9 protein-coding genes are annotated in these 14,409 nt (G+C 42.3%); 5 read left to right on the forward strand and 4 right to left on the reverse strand.

The genetic code is table 11. The features are described from left to right. Window positions 1-576 precede the first annotated feature (576 nt). On the reverse strand, window positions 577-861 hold the full coding sequence (locus PUQ00_RS29295) for an Npun_R1517 family heterocyst differentiation transcriptional regulator (RefSeq protein WP_138498346.1): 285 nt from the start codon (window positions 859-861) through the stop codon (window positions 577-579). 889 nt (window positions 862-1,750) lie between these two features. Between PUQ00_RS29295 and PUQ00_RS29300 the strand changes: the two genes are divergently transcribed. From PUQ00_RS29300 to PUQ00_RS29315, 4 genes are all read left to right on the forward strand, one after another. After that, entirely contained in the window at window positions 1,751-2,110 is a 360-nt protein-coding gene (locus tag PUQ00_RS29300; RefSeq protein ID WP_300423185.1) for an NAD(P)H-quinone oxidoreductase subunit M, read from the forward strand. 950 nt (window positions 2,111-3,060) lie between these two features. Further along, complete coding sequence (locus PUQ00_RS29305) at window positions 3,061-5,328, forward strand: protein phosphatase 2C domain-containing protein (protein WP_300423186.1); 2,268 nt, start codon at window positions 3,061-3,063, stop codon at window positions 5,326-5,328. Window positions 5,329-5,773: 445 nt separating this feature from the next. After that, the gene (locus tag PUQ00_RS29310) at window positions 5,774-7,354 is read left to right on the forward strand and encodes a CHAT domain-containing protein (protein ID WP_300423188.1); all 1,581 of its coding nucleotides are present in this window, start codon (window positions 5,774-5,776) and stop codon (window positions 7,352-7,354) included. A 147-nt stretch (window positions 7,355-7,501) separates the two neighbouring features. Beyond that, window positions 7,502-8,149: a hypothetical protein gene (locus tag PUQ00_RS29315; RefSeq protein WP_300423189.1), complete on the forward strand. Its 648-nt coding sequence runs from the start codon at window positions 7,502-7,504 to the stop codon at window positions 8,147-8,149. Between the two features lie 343 nt (window positions 8,150-8,492). On the opposite strand, the gene PUQ00_RS29320 is transcribed toward PUQ00_RS29315, so the two are convergent. After that, complete coding sequence (locus PUQ00_RS29320; protein ID WP_300423191.1) at window positions 8,493-9,875, reverse strand: PrsW family glutamic-type intramembrane protease; 1,383 nt, start codon at window positions 9,873-9,875, stop codon at window positions 8,493-8,495. A gap of 397 nt (window positions 9,876-10,272) precedes the next feature. Here PUQ00_RS29320 and PUQ00_RS29325 point away from each other — a divergent pair, with 397 nt between their 5' ends. Continuing rightward, the gene (locus tag PUQ00_RS29325) at window positions 10,273-10,575 is read left to right on the forward strand and encodes a hypothetical protein (protein ID WP_300423193.1); all 303 of its coding nucleotides are present in this window, start codon (window positions 10,273-10,275) and stop codon (window positions 10,573-10,575) included. A 47-nt stretch (window positions 10,576-10,622) separates the two neighbouring features. On the opposite strand, the gene PUQ00_RS29330 is transcribed toward PUQ00_RS29325, so the two are convergent. Together PUQ00_RS29330 and PUQ00_RS29335 are read right to left on the reverse strand one after the other, a co-directional pair. Then, window positions 10,623-13,262: a calcium-binding protein gene (locus tag PUQ00_RS29330; protein WP_300423195.1), complete on the reverse strand. Its 2,640-nt coding sequence runs from the start codon at window positions 13,260-13,262 to the stop codon at window positions 10,623-10,625. A 511-nt stretch (window positions 13,263-13,773) separates the two neighbouring features. Further along, on the reverse strand, window positions 13,774-14,226 hold the full coding sequence (locus tag PUQ00_RS29335) for a nitrate reductase associated protein (RefSeq protein ID WP_300423197.1): 453 nt from the start codon (window positions 14,224-14,226) through the stop codon (window positions 13,774-13,776). Window positions 14,227-14,409 lie beyond the last annotated feature (183 nt).

The raw sequence follows: 14,409 nt of genomic DNA on the forward strand, positions 1-14,409 counted from the left end.
TGGGCATTGGGCATTGGGCATTGGGCATTGGGCATTGGGCATTGGGCATTGGGCACTTGTACTGAGCGTTCGCGTAGCGTCTCGTAGAGAAGCCGTTGGCGTAGCCTCTCGTAGAGAAGTATTGGGCATGGGGCATTGGGCATTGAGTTAGAGACGTAGCACTGCTATGTTTCTACAAAGGTTCTGAATAACGTTTGCTCTTTACCCTTTACCCTTTACCCCTCTTGTTTATTTTTACTTTGGTCTTTTAGATTTTCATTTGATTTGCGCCTGTTGTCCAATTCCCCATCTGTAAAGACACAGGGTTTTGTTATTCCTACAATGTTTTGATAAAAACTCGGTAAAATGCACCCGGCTGAATTTACTCTTAGATTCTACCAGTACCCTTTGCTACAAAGTTTTTAATGGAGGAAACTGTTCCTGGGATTTTGTGTTGCTAAATAAGACTTTCACAAAGTAGAAATCACAGTATTTGATGAATTCTACTTACTGCTTAGTTTCTATTGCAACGGGGGTATGGGCTCAAGATTTGATTTGATACCCAATTCACGTTTTGCCAGTATTTAAATTACACCTTCAGGTCTGTGGATTCTCAGCAGCATTACGCAAGCGCATTAGCTGGCGTCGCATTTGAGGTGAGGCTTTGAACTCAGATACTTCCTGCGCTTTAACGGACGCTTGCAGCGTTTCTAAAAAGTCGTCAGAACCTTCGGTTAAAGCATCAAGTAGCACCTGTAATAATTGTTCGCGATCGCCCAATAGACTCTTTTCCTCAATCAACCGGAATTTGAGATGTATTTCGCACTCATAAACACCGACTTCAAGATTATTTATCTGGCGTGGTAATGCTTTGGAGTTCATAGCTATTGAGATTCCTTTACTTGGTGGTCATGAGGGTAAGGAGGTAGATGTCCAGCAAAATTCTTTATATCTTTTTTGAATCCAAAGTGCTTGAATTAAGAATTTTTCTTCATCAATCACCTTTGTATTCTATTTCACTCTCCTGTGTTTTATTTTCAAGGTAGATTTTCACTGCCTAGATTTTGATGTGACTGTGCCAGATATAGCTTATGTTAAGCCATAACTATTATTCAGTTTTTAAGATTCTACACAATAAAGTTTCTGTAAGAAGTTGTTCGCCCTTTTTAAAGGTTTTTACATCAACTTTATGTTAACGTCAATAACAGTTTTACTTGTTACTTTAAATATGGTGTTTATACGTAAGTAAAATCGCTGGTTTTTTTTGAACTTATTAAAGCCAGAGGTCGATGTAGCTCTATTCAGTAAAATTACTAGATGTGCGTTTTTTTCAGCAGCAAATTCAGAAGAGATTTTTAAGCATAATTATTAAAGTAAAAATTTTTGTTCTCCATGAAAAAATGTACACAGATTAAATTATTCCTACTAAGTGCCCGACCCTACTGTGTTTTGGGCTTGATGAGTAAAAAATATTAGTAGTAGGTAAGATTACCACACCGGTAAGAGGGTGTTTATATGCCTCAAAAGAAAACACTCTACCCAGTAATTTTTGGAGAAAAATAATTGGACTACTGTCAGTACTAACAGCTAGCTCCCTCTTCAACTCCTAATAGAAGTAGCAACCTAATCAGTACAAATGATATTTTTACTTATGCCCATTCAATATACTCTTTTGAAACTGCCTTCAAAGCTTGTAAATTGAGAGCATTCAAGCTCAGATATAACGTCTACAATAATTTCAGTGTAATCCACCCAAATCTTGCACCCTTTTATGGATAACCCGATGCTGCTCAAGTCTACAACCCGGCATGTTCGCATTTTTGCAGGTGAAATTGACCGGGATGGCGAACTAATTCCTAGTCAACAGGTCTTAACGTTAGATGTTGACCCAGATAACGAATTTAACTGGAATGAAGATGCGCTGCAAAAGGTTTACCGAAAATTTGATGAACTAGTAGAAGCATCTAGTGGCGCAGACCTCACAGAATATAACTTACGCCGTGTGGGGTCAGACTTAGAGCATTATTTGCGATCGCTCCTGCAACTGGGCGAACTCAGCTACAATCTTTCTGCGCGTGTTACCAACTACAGTATGGGAGTCCCCCAAGTAGCAATTGATAACAAACAATAAGCTCAATAGTTAGTAGCGGGCTGGCTGAACCCTTGTGACAATTCAGGTCATCTGGAAAAGCCCACGAAAAACCTAACCCCTTTGCGACGCTCTAAGGGGGAAAATTTCAAGTCTCTGACGCAGTGGCTCCTCCTACAAGGCTACAGTGTACACACATCTCAAAAATTCTCTATCTAAATGGACTCTAGCACCCAAAAATTAAAACCTCACTCTCGATTTACCCTGTAGGTAAATCTTTCCCTCTCCTTGCCAAGGAGAGGGATGTCCGGTAGGACTCTTTGAGGTTTTATCAAGATTTTTGGGAATTCGATGACTTGTGTGTAGACTGTAGCCTTGTAGGAAAGAGATTTTCCATATAGCCTGAAAAGTCAGATAAACCACTTCCTTCGTCAGGTAAGTAGGTAGGCATAAATAAACCTAACTATGTAACAAAATATTAAAGTAGTCAAAACCATTGCGATTGCTTCTCTACGAGACGCTGTGCGAACGTTACACTGCGTTCCACTCGCAATGACATACTGATAAATTTTTCTGCCCACCAACTTACTTTTGCCAAAAGTATATTTAATTATCTTAATTCTTAATTAAAGTTAATTATTGCTATCCTACTTATAAACTAAATAAATACCAAGATTATCTGCATCTTGATGATGGGGTAATTCAGCCAAAGCAAATAACAGAGTCATGCTTGGGTTATGCTTTGGGGACAGGGTTGGAGTTAGTTGCTTTATTGATGGAGAGTCACAGGGCAACAGAAGCTATGATGAGGCTGTAGGGTGGACTTGGGAGCGTATTCTTTGGATAAGTTAAGTATTAGCACCTGCTGATATCCGCCAGCTAAAATCATCATCTAAAGTCTGGGTATGTCAAGTTTCAGAAAGATGAGCGGTCTAGATTGTCCCTACTAATGTTGTTAAAGAAATTGCCAATCGCTGATCGGTGCGAAAACTATGGAAAATGACGCGGCAACGCTCTACTGTCCAAATGAAAATTGTCAGGCTGCCAACCCCCTGACCCACAAGTTTTGCCAGCGATGTTCCACGCCCTTACCCAAAAATTATCTCTGGGCTGTGGTAGATGGCCCGAGTGTGGGTAGCCCTGGACAAATATTAGCCGATCGCTATTTAGTCCTTGATAAATTTGTTCTTTTAGATACAAAGCCTGGTTTATTAGCGCTAACGCCTGAGTTAGATAATTTCCAGCCTCTCAAAGCTTATTTGAGACTCATTCCCTACCGCTTACACGTACCGCAGGTATATGGAGTCCTTTTTGTCGCTGACGGGCCCTCTCCTGGAGAAATATTACTCTTAGAAAAACCGCCACTATTAGTAGATGACACAATCCCACAAGTGCATTTATGCAGCGAGTTAACTACCGCTTGGCGGGATGCAACATCGATGCGCCAACTCAATTGGTTATGGCAAATAGCTCATCTGTGGCAACCTCTTGCGAGTGAAGGTGTAGCCTCTAGCTTACTTGACTCTTATGTATTACGAGTAGAAGGATCATTAGTACGTTTGTTGGATTTGCGTTTCGACACCGCAACATCACCAGAATTGCCCCAATTAGGTGAATTTTGGCAGCAGTTGGTCAGTAATACCAAACCAGCTATCACTCAATTTGTTGCTCAGGTTAGCCTTTCCTTAATTCAGGGAGAGATGAATTCAACCGATCAATTAATCACAGTTTTAGATCAGGGATTGGCACAATTAGGGCGATCGCAAACACCCACAATCAAAATTATTACCAAAACCGACACTGGCCCAAGTCGCCAACGTAACGAAGATGCTTGTAGCCCATCCAGTGGTACTCTGATCAGTAAACCACCCCAGCCAACAGCTTTAGCAATTGTCTGTGATGGTATCGGTGGCCACGAGGGCGGTAATGTCGCCTCAAATTTAGCGATTGAAACGATCCAGCAGCAGGTACAGCAACTAACAAAAGTTCCCTACGACCACATAGACCCCTCACTGCTGCTCGATGACCTAGAAAAGGCAGTGGCGATTGCCAATGACAAAATTAGTCAGCGCAATGATAGTGAAAATCGCCAAGGGCGTCAGCGTATGGGGACGACATTAGTCATGGCATTGCCTGTTGCTCACGAAATGTACATTACCCACGTTGGCGATAGTCGTGCCTACTGGATTACACGCCACGGCTGTTATCAAGTTACCCTTGATGATGATGTCGCCTCCCGCGAAGTCCGACTAGGTTATGCCATTTACCGCGAGGCTGTGCAACAGAGTGCTGCTGGCTCTCTCGTCCAGGCTTTGGGCATGGGGTCTAGCACTTCATTGCATCCGACATCGGGACGGTTTATGCTCGACGAAGATGCTGTTTTTCTACTCACATCCGATGGTTTAAGTGATTTTGATCGGGTGGAGGAGTACTGGGAAACAGAAATCTTGCCGATTCTAGTTGGGGAAACAAATATAGTAAATGTTGCGGATAGATTAGTCGAAATCGCTAATACTAAAAATGGACACGATAATGTCACGGTTGCTTTAGTCCACTATCAAGTTCAATATTGGGAACCAGAGATCACTATCAAAGCAGTGATTCCAGAGAGTTATTCTGCCAAAACTGTTGATTTGACTTCCAGAACGACAGATACGACACTTTTAGGTAGTTCAAACCACAAAACTCAGGTTATTCCAGAAACGGAGCCTGTCAAAACTTCCAGTTTACCCCTACAGTGGATAGTTCCATTAATATTTGTGGTAGCAGCAGGTTCTTTAGGAATCTTTGTGAAGCTGCGATCGCCATCAGGGCTATTTCCAATTTTTTCCAATCCCATACAAACTCTCAACCCTACCACCGAAGCGACACCCATCACGCGATCGCTTGCTAACCTTTCTCCTGGTTGGGTAATTAAAACCAACAAGCAAATCTCTTCGGTAAACAAGCAATCACTTCCCCCTGGGACTTTTTTAGAAGTTATTGAGAAAAGATCAAACCTCAAACCTACTTCTCTTGATTTTTCGGTGTCTATGCGAGTCTGTGCTAATAAAAGTACACAAACTCCAGCTAATACTAATAACCCAAGAGTAATTCCCTTAGTTCCATTAAATTCAAAACCTTTGCCGGAAACAGTATTGCTGAACTTCTCCCAACTAAAGAGTTTTGCCGTATCTGTTTTACAATCAGACGAACCAAATCCGTATAGAACTGTCACGCAACCACCAGTTATTCAACCACCTGACACCAGTCCAACTTAGTACAGCATTTCCGAAATTCGTAGCTTTTTTAAGCGCAGAGGGGCGCAGAGGGGCGCAGAGGGGCGCTGAGTTTTGCCAATTTTAATTTAATTTGCTATGAACTTATGAAATTCTGTACTTAGTCAAATACTCGTTGAAGAAGAATGCAGAATTCAGCAATCTTGACGCTCTCTACAAGACGCAAGAGTACGCAGACTCGCTCTCCGTAGCGCTATCCAGTGGGGGTGCAAAAACGCCGGTTATTCATCAGCCAGTAGTACATAATACCCTTTTTGTATTCTGACTCCTGACTCTTGAATTCTGTTTTGATAAACTTGTAAAAACCTGGAATAATAACAGGTAACAATCAGAATAAAAAATTTACAAGGTAAAAAAGTAGAAAATTTTCATTTTGGAGAATTGTTATTTTAAATTATTTGTTTTTAGCTTTTAATTTAATGAATCCATGCCATCCCTGAATTTGGCGATCGCTCGTCTTTTAAACACTGGCACTGACAACTTCGCCATTTGGGTGGTCAAGGCTCCCTATCCCAGTGGCTACGTTTTACGTGACTGTGTATGGCCTGTTGAACTAACTCAAGTTTGGCAAGAATGGCAGCAGATGTTTGCTGGTCATAGTCGCCTCGATATTTCCTCAAACTCAACATCTCAAAACGCCAACCCATTGCCCATAGATTGGATTTCACCCCCTTCAGGTCAGACCACTGGCCCCCACAGCAGTCGTCTGATGCAATACTTGGGAATGAATTTATGGCGCTGGGTATTCGAGGGGCAAATTCTTGGTAGTCTAGAACGTAGTCGCGGTATTGCTATGGGTGAGCATACACGTTTGCGCTTTCGACTAGAAATTCGTGACCCGGATCTGATCGCTTTCCCTTGGGAAATTATGCAGCGTGAGCCTGGGCAATCGGCTATGTCTCTTTCCCCAGATTTGCTATTTAGTCGCACTAGCACTGAAGTTGATACCTTACCGTATTTACGAACTGACAAGGCTTTAAGTATCCTACTGGTTTTAGGTCATGATCAAAACCTGGAACTGAAACAAGAAGCTGCAATCTTACAGCAAATTCTTGCAGATACGCCTGTGGGTGGTAATTCCCAAAGATATGCACCTTGTATAGTGAATCAACTTCTACAACCAACTCCACAGGATCTGATTGATCAATTAGAAACCAAAGCATACAATGTTTTCTTTTATGCTGGACATGGTTTGCCTGGCCCAGATGGGGGGTTACTGTTTTTACGACCAGATATGCCCCTGAATGGGATAGAATTGGCACAAGTATTGACCCGTACAGGTGTAAAACTAGCGGTTTTCAACGCCTGTTGGGGCGCACAACCAGCTGCTAGCAATCATCAAGCAATACCTGCCAGCAGTTTAGCAGAAGTACTAATTCGTCATGGTGTACCTGCGGTTTTGGGGATGCGCGATGAAATTGCTGACCACGAAAGCCAGAGTTTTATTCAAGCTTTTACCGAAGCTTTGCGATCATACAAACCAATCGATGAAGCCGTAGCACAGGCTAGGCAAGAGTTATTAACACTGTATAAATTTAATCAACCGGCTTGGACTTTGCCTGTTCTCTACCTGCATCCAGATTTTAATGGCGAACTGATTAAAAACCTGGATGAAGGTATTACGGAACTACCAGACACGGCGATTCCTGATACAGATTTGCCGCTTCCGACTGCTTCTTTGCGATCGCTGACCCCAAAAGGTAAAACCTGGTTGTTGCGTTATGGAGTCACCCGCATCGGTCGCACGAAAGACAATGATATTATCATCCCGGAACCATCTGTATCCAAACGCCACGCCGAAATCTTCTGCCGCAATACTCTTACTGATGCTACACTGATGCGAACTTATTACTTGCAAGATTTTTCCACCTACGGGACAACCTGGTTTTTAGGCCCTAATGGTTGGCAGCAAATCCTCCGAGAGGAAGTCCCTTTAAAATCGGGAATGCAGTTAAAGTTTGGAAGTGCTAGAGGTGAAACCTGGGAGTTTATTATTGAGGACTTCTAGCAGACCTATTGCCAAAATAGATTTTGATGTTAAGCATCAGCTTTTAAAGTCTGTTTTTCCGGGAGAAAAATCAATTGTTTTTTACGGAAATCTCCTCTTAGGAATTGTAGCTGTAAATACGACCAAATAATCGTCAGGCAATAAAAAATGGCTAAAAAAAATAATGGTTCAGACACTTTCTCCTCTTTGCCATCTCAAGTAGATTTAGAGTTTTTAGAAGCGTTACTGGAACCAGAGGATGCTACCTATCCTTGGAATCCAGGTGATGATGAATCAGAAGCTTATTTTCAGGAGCTAGAAGAACAGTTTGGAATGCAAGATTTGGTTGACGAAGAACTGATCAGGCAATCGCCAGATTTTTACAGCCATCTAGACACACTTTGGTCTACTATTCCTTCTACACCAGACGACAATCACAACCTACAACAGTCAGTAGTACTTAATCTTAAAGAAACATTATATACTACTTTTTGTGCGTATGTCCCCCAAGAATTGCTCAACGCGATCGCCACTAAAGCTGCTGAGATATTTGCTGCTCGCCAATTAATCGGTGAGCAACTAGTTGAGTGCGTTCAGACAGTACTACCAACTTGGGGAACAGAGGATCTTTTAGTTTTGGCTCGTCCTTTCGCTTACGCGATGCGAAGTAGCGAATCGCATAACGCCGGATCTGCGCTCAGTAATCTTAAAAATAGCCAGTGGACAGCTTTATCAGAAGTAGAGAAAGCAAAGGTTAGTTTAGCGATCGCTTCCTATGCTTTCACTCAACTTAATAAGTCTCAGTCTGAACTATGAATCAGCAATGGGGAGTAGGTAGTAGAAAAAACTAAGATTTTCATCATAAGCTGTAGTTCGTGTCGGCCGCACTTTGCACTAACTGTGTTCAGAGGCGTACCTCGCAAAGATGTTGGTTTGCCTTACGCAGACGGACAAAGAAATAGTCGAAAATCAATACTTTCTCAAGAAGTTTAGTTTAATGATCTTTCTTTTTGTAGATACGGCCAACCCTAATATAAATTTACAATACGCTGATTTTCAAAGTAGGACATCTATCTCAAGAGATAAATACTTTCTTTTTCTTCTCTACCAGACCAAGGCGAACAATATTGAATTTTGAATTTTGAATTGATTTCATCTCTTATTTTGGGCCAATAAATCTAGTAGCAAAATTTTGCGATCGTGTGGGTGACAGTGCCCTTGCCTTGAGAATTGCCGCCATCAAAAAGGCGTAAGATAACACCCCAACAACTACCAACAGCAAGGCATTGATTGATCCTGTAGCATTCCACAGAGCGTGGAGAGCAGAGGCACTAAGATAACCAATAGAAAGGATTTGCCAACTTCTACTGGGTTTCAGAACAGCTAACCCGATAAAATAACCCAGGTAGCCACTATAAGCCATGTGTCCGGCTACAGCACCTAAAATTCGCGGAATTAGCAGTTGTAAACCTGCCAGTTGACCAGCAGCGCCTGTACCCACCTGTTGCGTGACATTTTGAGTAATATCTGGCACGTATTGTCCAAGAGTTTCCAAGAGAGTGAAGCCCACAGCAGAAGCTGTTCCCAGGAGAATACCATCTAGAGGTTCCCAGACACCTATGTGTTCCCGCCAAGGTGAAGACAAAATTCTACCGATGGCAAAGGCCCCTAGTACAGGCAATCCCTTGAGTAATTCCTCCATCAAGCCAGCGCCAAAAAACATCCGCACCAGTAATTCTGTGAAGGTGATAGATTCTTGGGGTGACGGCAAGGTTCCAGGCAGGATGCCGCGAAACACGAAGATAAATACATCCAACAGCGGACTGAGCAAAATTAGCATCGTAGCTAATGCCGTAGCCATTAGCACCCACCAAGGCTTCTGTTTACCGCAAAGTTGGTAAACAAAATAGTAGGCAGCGAAGGCGATGTAACTTGCTACGATAACTTGATTAGCTTGGGGCTGACCGACTGTAGCAAACATTAATACTACAAAGATTACGGTCAGTATTCCGGGTATGAGGTAAGCTTTACGAGTTAAATCTTTACCAGTGGAAATAATCGGAAAAAGCTGGGTGAAGCTAACAGAATCAGGCTGCTTTAATTGCGTGTGATTGTGGTAGTTTGTCGCCGAAGGTAATGGTATAATTTGGTTAACTGTCGTGGCCGGGGTGAGTAAGGTAAACTCGTACTCAAAAACGTATTGTGGGCCATCAGCACCTAGAGAAATGCGATCGCCTGGGTGCAATTCCTGACATTCATACAAGCGTTCTCCATTCAAATAAGTGCCATTAGCACTATTCAAATCACATAGCACCCAGCTGAATTTGCTATCTGGGGATAAAGAAAGGGGACGAACCACCGCATGACGACGAGATACCATTCGGTACGTCGTGGCATCCAAGACAACTTGGCAGCTGGGGTCGCGTCCAATTACCATTTCTTTACTGGGGGGCAGCGAGTAGCGAGATTCTGATCCAAAAGCTGCCCCATTACCAGACACTAGCCGCAGAAATGCATTATGTCTTGCGTTTTTGCCTGTCATCGATAAGAAGTGCGTTTCTAAACTAATTCTTCACATAATTTGGCAGCAGGACTAACCTTAGCCACATTAACAGCAGCGTTGCTAAATCCACTATAGCTTCACTTACTGCTAAGAAATTTAAAATTTCAGATGTAAAATTTCAAATTCTTTCACCTAATGTGAATAAGGATTCGATCTAGTGATAGTTTGTCTTCAACTTGGCTTGTTACGCAGATGAATCAGATTGTATCGGTAGTGTACTTTTAATATCCTAACTGCTAAATTAAACACATGACAATTTATCAAAAAATAGTACTTTTTAATGCATTTAGTTTCATTCCCAAAATATATAATTTTCAGTTGTCTGTTGTCAGTTATTTTTGTCGATGATAATTGACTAATTTTGTCTCAGTAGAAATTGAGTGAAAAATTACGAAGGAGTGGCGGAGGCACGCTACGCGATCGCCAAAATCTGAAGCAGGGGGGTAATACAAATTCTGGATGCATCTTCAGCTTGGCTAACGTCCCGAAGGTAATAGACAAAGGAAAAGAAAATGAATGTAGAGACGTAGCAGTGCTACGTCTCTACAAGGGTTTGAGGCAAGGAATAATTAATTTATATCAGATGTCTAGGATACAGTTGATTATATGTGTGCAAGAATGGCGATCGCTGATCAAAATGACTTGCATTGAGCAATCGAATGCAAGGTACTATTTTTAGCACCTCGCAACACATCCTGCTTAGTAATGGTCAAACGCTACTGACGATTAAACAACCACAAAATTATTTTGGGTTAGTGACAATCCAGCTGATAATTGTGCAAATTTTACCTGAGTAAACCCAGATGCACTACCGTCTTGGTCAAAGAATAATCCGCCTGTAATGTCATTGTAGATAAATTGTTGACTACTAGTGGTTGCAGATGTTCCGATGGTAAACTGATTAGCGAAGAGTGAAGGTGTTGACAACCAGCCACCAAAACCATCAGCCGATACCTGAATCAGGTCTTTAGTGGTGTCGAAGTTATAAAGAGTATCTACACCTTCGTTGTAACTATTGAAAGCAAAGGTATCATTACCATTCCCACCTGTAAGGTAGTCATTGCCATCGCCCCCAGAGAGTAGGTTATTGCCTGTTGAACCGCTAGCAGTTAAGGTATCGTTACCTGCACCACCGCTGAGGGTATTATTGCCTGTTGATCGAGTATCGGACAATGACCCATCACCTACTGTAAGACTACCAGAGACATCTAGAAAATCATTGCCATCGTCCCCAGAGAGCAGGTTATTGCCTGTTGAACCACTAGCATTCAAGGTATCATTACCTGCACCACCGTTGAGGGTATTATTGCCCTTTGATTCACTGTCGTAGGTATAAATGTCGTCGCCACCTATAGCTGCTCCATCATAGCCAGAGATGTCTAGAAAATCATTGCCATCGCCCCCAGAGAGCAGGTTATTGCCGTTATTGCCTGTTGAATAGTTAGCAGTCAAAGTATCATCACCTGCACCACCAACGAGGGTATTATTGCCCAGACCACCAATGAGAGTATCATTCCCCGTACCACCCCTTAAAAGGTCGTTGCCACTTTTGCCGTCAATGAGGTCATCACCCCCCTGACCATTTATGACATCATCTGAGTTATCAAAGCCGTTAACATTATTGTTAAGATCATTAAGGAAGGTAACTGTATTTTTGTTGAAAATAGTGTTTTGGGTGGAGTTGGCATTGAAAACATCAAAGCTGTCCGTGATGCTAGTTTGCCCATCAAACAAGATATTGCCCAAATCTACACTGGCTCCTGTAGATAGGCTTAGGTTATCTAGGTTTTCCAAGGCAAAGTTTTGCAGGATAACTGCGGCATCATCTACCCCTTCAAAGCTGATTGCCAGATTGTTGCCATTCTCGGTCAGCTGTAGATTTCGGGCTGTCAAGCCAGCGCCCTGGAATATTAGGGTATCAACTTCGGCAATTACTGCTGCTGTGGGGTTTGTTCCTTTACCGACTCCACCGAAATCAGTGATAGTATCAGTGCCGTACTGCAACTGGTAAACAAATTTATCCTTGTCACCGCCACCTGTAAGGAGATCATCGCCATCACTACTCTTGAGGAGATCATCGCCATTACCACCGTTGATAGTGTTATTGCCAACTGGGTAAAAGCCAAGGTCAGAGCCGTAAAGAGAGTCATTGCCATCGCCCCCAGAGAGTAGGTTATTGCCTGTTGAACCGCTAGCAGTCAAGGTATCATCACCTGCACCACCCTGGAGGGTATTATTGCCTGATGCTCGATAGTCGAACTGAGACTGATCACCTACTGTAAGACTACCAGAGACATCTAGAAAATCATTGCCATCGCCCCCAGAGAGTAGGTTATTGCCTGTTGAACCGCCAGCAGTCAAGGTATCATCACCTGCACCACCCTGGAGGGTATTATTGCCTGTTGATGAAGTGGGGTTGCCTCCGTTACTACTGTAAAATGAATTGCCAGAGACATCTAGAAAATCATTGCCATCGCCCCCAGAGAGTACTTTATTGCCCGCACCACCAACGAGGGAGTCATTGCCCGCACCACCAACGAGGGAGTCATTGCCCAGACCACCAAAGAGAGTATCATTCCCCGTACCACCCCTTAAAAGGTCGTTACCATCATCCCCAGAGAGCAGATTATTGCCTGATGAAGAGTCAACATTCAAGCAATCGTCACCAGTACCACCATTGAGGGTATTATTGCCCAGACCACCAATGAGAGTATCATTCCCCGTACCACCCCTTAAAAGGTCGTTGCCACTTTTGCCGTCAATGATGTCATTACCCCCTTGACCATTTATGACATCATCTGAGTTGTCAAAGCCGTTAACATTATTGTTAAGATCATTAAGGAAGGTGACTGTGTTTTTGTTGAAAATAGTGTTTTGGATGGAGTTGGCATTGAAAACATCAAAGCTGTCCGTAATGCTAGTTTGCCCATCAAATAAAATATTGCCCAAGTTTACAGTGGCTCCTGTAGATAAGCTTAGGTTATCTAAATTTTCCAAGGCAAAGTTTTGCAGGATAAATGCGGCACCATCTTCCCCTTCAAAGCTGATTTCTAGATTGTTGCCATTTTCGGTCAGCTGTAGATTTCGGGCTGTCAAGCCATCACCCTGGAATATTAGGGTATCGACTTCGGCAATTACTGCTGCTGTGGGGTGTGTTCCTTTACCTACTCCACCGAAATCGGTGATAGTATTAGTGACATGGTACAACGCGTAAACAAATTTATCCTTGCCACCGCCACCAGTCAAGGTGTCGTCGCCATGGGAAGATATAATGGTATCGTTGCCTGCTTTACCGTTAATCGTGTCGTTCTCGAAGTACATACCCTCTAGAGTATCATTACCGTTAGTTCCAATGATATCTGCCATAATTTTTACCTCCCTCAATAAATCGATTTTTTCAGTCACTTCAGTTGTGAATTTGCAGTTTGTGCTTCAAGGCACAAATAACTTGCTTCCAAATTGATATTTTCGGCAAACTTCATCCGTTACCCTTAAGCAAGAGTAATATTTCTCGAAGATTCACCTTTGGACTGACCTCTAGGTAGCACGGAATTTAACCTGTTAATATTTCTGTAATTTGGTTACAAAAAGTGCAACTACAACGTTAAGTGCTGCATATCACTGCAACACATTACCATTTACCGTGTTTGTGCAAGAACCCCTTTACAACAAATTTATATTTCTTTCATCGGAATGAAATATTTTGATGCGACTCAACACAGTTCAAATTAATCTGATTAATAGTTCAAATTAATCTGATTAATACCTATTTATTGAGCGGTAGGTGTTGACGTCAGTATGCCCCAAATATATTTGATAAATTTTGATTAAGAATAAAACAAAGCTCACATTTGTTCTGTTAATGACTATTGACTAATTAAAGTAAATGAAATTCTGCCATTGCTGTAGGAAAATTTTTGTTTTCATGTCCGGCGCGGCTGAGTTTAATCAAGGCAAAACGCTGTAATGGTGTTAAAGCTGCCCAATGTTGCTGTGTTAGGGTTACACCTATTTCTTGAGCTTTTTCCTGAAGGCTGGCTGGTACAGTGGCAGAGTCAAGCCATGCAGGATGAGGCTCGATAGGCAATTTTGTCGCTGGTATACCCCTGCGTTGTACAATTAATTGCTGAATATGCTCGTGATAAAACTGAATTTCTGTTTCTGTAGTGCAAGGTAATTCGACTAAAGCTTGACGCTCTGCTGTAGTCATTTGATTCCAATCAGACAATTTTAGCTTGATGCCACAGGTATCTAATTTGCAACGTACCTGCATGGGGATGCAACGCAAAGAATCAACAAAGTCTGCTTCAAATTCAAAGAAGTCTGTCACGTCGCTTTGCTCCGAATTCAAAATTCTAAATTAATAGTGTTGCTCGACAAACCAAAAATTGCTGGGTGAGGATTGGGAGTAGCGAGTGATAAAAGGTTTTTTCAATCCCCAATATTTTATTGAGCCTTTTATCGAACAGAATAAAGGTGCCAGTCGTCAGAATACAGGAAAGGTATTCTGTAC

Origin of the sequence: Nostoc sp. S13, from assembly GCF_029379315.1 — a bacterium.
Taxonomy (GTDB): Bacteria; Cyanobacteriota; Cyanobacteriia; order Cyanobacteriales; family Nostocaceae; genus Nostoc.

Coding starts and splice junctions, on each gene's coding strand:
- PUQ00_RS29315 (WP_300423189.1), top strand. CDS start 7,502: ATGGCTAAAAAAAATAATGGTTCAGACACTTTCTCCTCTTTGCCATCT.
- PUQ00_RS29330 (WP_300423195.1), bottom strand. CDS start 13,262: ATGGCAGATATCATTGGAACTAACGGTAATGATACTCTAGAGGGTATG.
- PUQ00_RS29300 (WP_300423185.1), top strand. CDS start 1,751: ATGGATAACCCGATGCTGCTCAAGTCTACAACCCGGCATGTTCGCATT.
- PUQ00_RS29305 (WP_300423186.1), top strand. CDS start 3,061: ATGGAAAATGACGCGGCAACGCTCTACTGTCCAAATGAAAATTGTCAG.
- PUQ00_RS29295 (WP_138498346.1), bottom strand. CDS start 861: ATGAACTCCAAAGCATTACCACGCCAGATAAATAATCTTGAAGTCGGT.
- PUQ00_RS29320 (WP_300423191.1), bottom strand. CDS start 9,875: ATGACAGGCAAAAACGCAAGACATAATGCATTTCTGCGGCTAGTGTCT.
- PUQ00_RS29310 (WP_300423188.1), top strand. CDS start 5,774: ATGCCATCCCTGAATTTGGCGATCGCTCGTCTTTTAAACACTGGCACT.